The sequence below is a fragment of the Acidithiobacillus sp. TH-A36 genome (genome assembly GCF_057473445.1).
On sequence record NZ_JBYCKP010000691.1, the window covers coordinates 1 to 3,178 of the forward strand.

The 3,178-nt window shown below is 51.4% G+C and carries 4 protein-coding genes; all 4 read left to right on the forward strand.

Annotated elements, in window-relative coordinates:
* On the forward strand, window positions 1-550 hold a 550-nt coding region (locus tag AC2VLY_RS17175; RefSeq protein ID WP_486922714.1), incomplete at its 5' end, for a tRNA threonylcarbamoyladenosine dehydratase.
* 73 nt (window positions 551-623) lie between these two features.
* The gene (locus AC2VLY_RS17180) at window positions 624-1,013 is read left to right on the forward strand and encodes an SCP2 sterol-binding domain-containing protein (RefSeq protein WP_486922715.1); all 390 of its coding nucleotides are present in this window, start codon (window positions 624-626) and stop codon (window positions 1,011-1,013) included.
* A 13-nt stretch (window positions 1,014-1,026) separates the two neighbouring features.
* Window positions 1,027-1,899, forward strand: coding sequence for a phosphate/phosphite/phosphonate ABC transporter substrate-binding protein (locus tag AC2VLY_RS17185; protein WP_193651155.1), 873 nt, complete (start codon window positions 1,027-1,029; stop codon window positions 1,897-1,899).
* 24 nt (window positions 1,900-1,923) lie between these two features.
* Window positions 1,924-3,178, forward strand: a 1,255-nt coding sequence (locus AC2VLY_RS17190; protein ID WP_486922716.1) for a UbiD family decarboxylase, incomplete at its 3' end; no start/stop codon positions are given.

Genomic DNA, 3,178 nt, shown 5'->3' on the forward strand with positions numbered 1-3,178 from the left:
CTCGACGCTGAACCAGCCCAAGGTGGCAGTGATGGCGGCACGTATTCAGGATATTTCTCCAGATTGTGAAGTGGTTGCCCGTGAGGCGTTTATTACCATCGACAACGCCGAGCAGATCCTGCGTGAAAGTGGCGCGGAAGTAGTGGCGGATTGTATTGATGCCATTGCCTGGAAAGCGGTTCTTATTCAGTCTGCCCAGCACTTGGGTCTGGAAGTGTTTTCGAGTATGGGCGCAGGGAATCGCCTGGATCCCCGGCGGGTGCGAGTGGCCAAATTGAATCAGACGGAGACATGTCCGCTGGCCCGTGAAATCCGGGCGTTGCTCCGTAAAAACGGCGCCAGCCTCGATTTTCTGACCGTATTTTCTGATGAAGCGCCGCGACCTGCGGCTCCCCAGGAGCCGGTAAGTGGCCCGCAGGGGCGGCCCAAAACGGTCAATGGAACCATTTCCTATATGCCCGCGATATTTGGTGTGTTGCTTTCTGGAATGATTGTGCAATATCTCGTTGGAGCTTGTGAAAATATCAAAGAGCATCTAATTGTAAATTGAAGGCTATTAGTTCAATTAAAATTAATATAATTGATTTATTATATACTGACATATCGTTGGGGCGCTTTAAGTTATGGCAAAATTCATGAGTACCGAGTGGATTCGTCTGGTGGGTAAACAATGGGATACGCATCCGGAAATTCAGAAAGATCTGAAAAACTTCAATGCGACCTGGGAATACTATATTGAGGATCGTCCCGATATCCCCCATGTCATGCTTTTCTGCAAAGCCGGGAAAGTCATCTATGCGGGCCCTTCCGATGGTCGTCGTCGTGATTTCATCATGTGGACATCCATGGACAACTGGAAAAAAATTCTTTCCGGCGAACTGTCTGGAAAAGCCGCACTGATGACCCGTAAGCTGAAATTTAAAGGGTCCATGATGACCGCGATGAAATATATGACCCCATTTAATATTCATCTGAGTATTCTGGGTGAAATACCCGTCGATTTTGATAGTTAGGGCGGATGCCTTGATGACAGCAGAAGTTTTGCCTTCCAAAACCATACTGAACTTTACAGTTGATCCCAATTATTCCGGGAAAAATCTGCCTGGCTGGTTTTTGATGAATACTTTTTTGCAGCGCCACCTGGTTCAGGTAATGCATTTTCAGCCGCAGGATGATTTTGACAGCGGTCGGGCGGCAGTGCTGTCCGGAAATTACGATCTGGTATATGCCAACCCCTTTGATTGGGTGCAGTATCAACAAAAACTGGATTTTCTGCCCATCGTCAAGCCGCTAAACCATTTTGATGAAGTGTACTTGTGCGCACCAGCAGCAGGTTCTATTCATCATGCTGAGGATTTTCCGGAGCGTATCCGGATTGCTTCGGCGCATCCCTCAACCCTGGTCCATATGGTGGGGTTATTCCTCATGGATAAGGCGGACATTGATCGGGCGCGTCTGGATTTTGTGTTTACCGGCAGCTATCAACGGGTTCTCAAGGCGTTGCTGCAGGGCCAGGCTGATTTGGGTTTTCTTTTTAATGAGGTCTACAGCAGTGCCAGCAAGCTGATCCGTGAACGTTTACGCGTGATTGATCAGTCCGATGATGCCTTTGCTTTTCATGCTTTTTGCGTGGGTCCACGCTTACTGCCACAACGGGAATTATTGACGGACTTGTTGACGAGTATGGATCTGGAACCTCGTGGGAAAAACCTGTTGGAAGATTTGGGCTTTTCTGGATTTGAGGCGGTTACGGAAGATGAAATCGCCTGCCTTGCCACCCTTGCCGATGAATATATCAGCGGTCACGAAGCCATTGATATTCGTGCGACCTCCAGCCTGGCAGTGGCAGACAGCGCCTTTGTCGTCGCCCGTGAAGATCCTGAAGGCGGGACAAATTAGCCGGGCTGCGGTTACAATGCGCCCATGAGCTATCGTGACCTGCGTGCCTTTATTGCCGACCTTGAAAAACGTGACCTGCTGCGCACTCTGAATGTGCCGGTTTCTCCGCATCTGGAGATGACGGAAATATGTGATCGTACCCTGCGGGCAGGTGGCCCTGCTGTTTTATTCAAAAAGCCCAGCGGGTTCGATATGCCGGTGCTGGGCAATCTTTTTGGAACCACGGAAAGAGTCGCTCTGGGTATGGGTGCCGAGTCTCTGGCTGATCTGCGTCAGATTGGTCAGTTGCTGTCCTATCTCAAGGAGCCGGATCCGCCCCGGGGACTGAAGGACCTGTGGAGCAAATTGCCGACCTTGCGCAAGGTGCTGTATATGGCTCCGACGAATATTGCACGCCCGGTTTGTCAGGAAGTAATCCTGCGCGGCGACGCCGTGGATTTATCCACCTTACCGGTGCAGACCTGTTGGCCCGAAGATGTAGCACCACTCATGACCTGGGGGCTGACCATTACCAAGGGTCCGCACAAGCGCCGTGCCAATATGGGAATTTACCGACAACAGGTCATTGGTCGTAATCGGGTGATCATGCGCTGGCTGGCGCACCGGGGTGGAGCGCAGGATTTACGTGAATTTCAAAAGTTACATCCGGGTGAAGCTTTCCCGGTTGCTGTGGCCTATGGGGCGGACCCGGCCACCATTCTCGCCGCCGTTATGCCTATTCCCGACACGGTTTCCGAACACCAATTTGCGGGATTATTAAGGGGCGGACGGACGGAGCTGGCCAAAGCGCTGACCGTACCCCTGCAAGTTCCGGCGCGCGCAGAAATAGTCCTGGAAGGGCACATATATCCGGATGATATGGCTGAAGAGGGACCTTTTGGCGACCACACCGGATATTACAACGAAACCCAGAAATTCCCTGTTTTTACGGTCGAAGCCGTCACCCACCGCGAAAACCCCATTTATCATAGTACCTATACCGGGCGCCCTCCGGATGAGCCAGCCATTCTTGGTGCGGCCCTGAACGAGGTTTTTGTGCCTCTCCTGCAAAAGCAGTTTCCGGAAATTGTTGATTTTTATCTGCCTCCCGAAGGCTGCTCCTATCGCCTGGCCGTAGTCAGTATTCGCAAGGGATATCCAGGACATGCCAAACGCGTCATGTTTGGTATTTGGGGTTTTTTGCGGCAGTTCATGTACACCAAATTTATTATTGTCGTGGACGACGACATCAATGTGCGCAGTTGGGAGGATGTCATCTGGGCGATGACAACGCGCATGG

Bases quoted from the DNA above. Each gene is read 5' to 3' on its own strand.
- AC2VLY_RS17185 (WP_193651155.1), top strand. From the start codon at position 1,027: ATGACAGCAGAAGTTTTGCCTTCCAAAACCATACTGAACTTTACAGTT.
- AC2VLY_RS17180 (WP_486922715.1), top strand. From the start codon at position 624: ATGGCAAAATTCATGAGTACCGAGTGGATTCGTCTGGTGGGTAAACAA.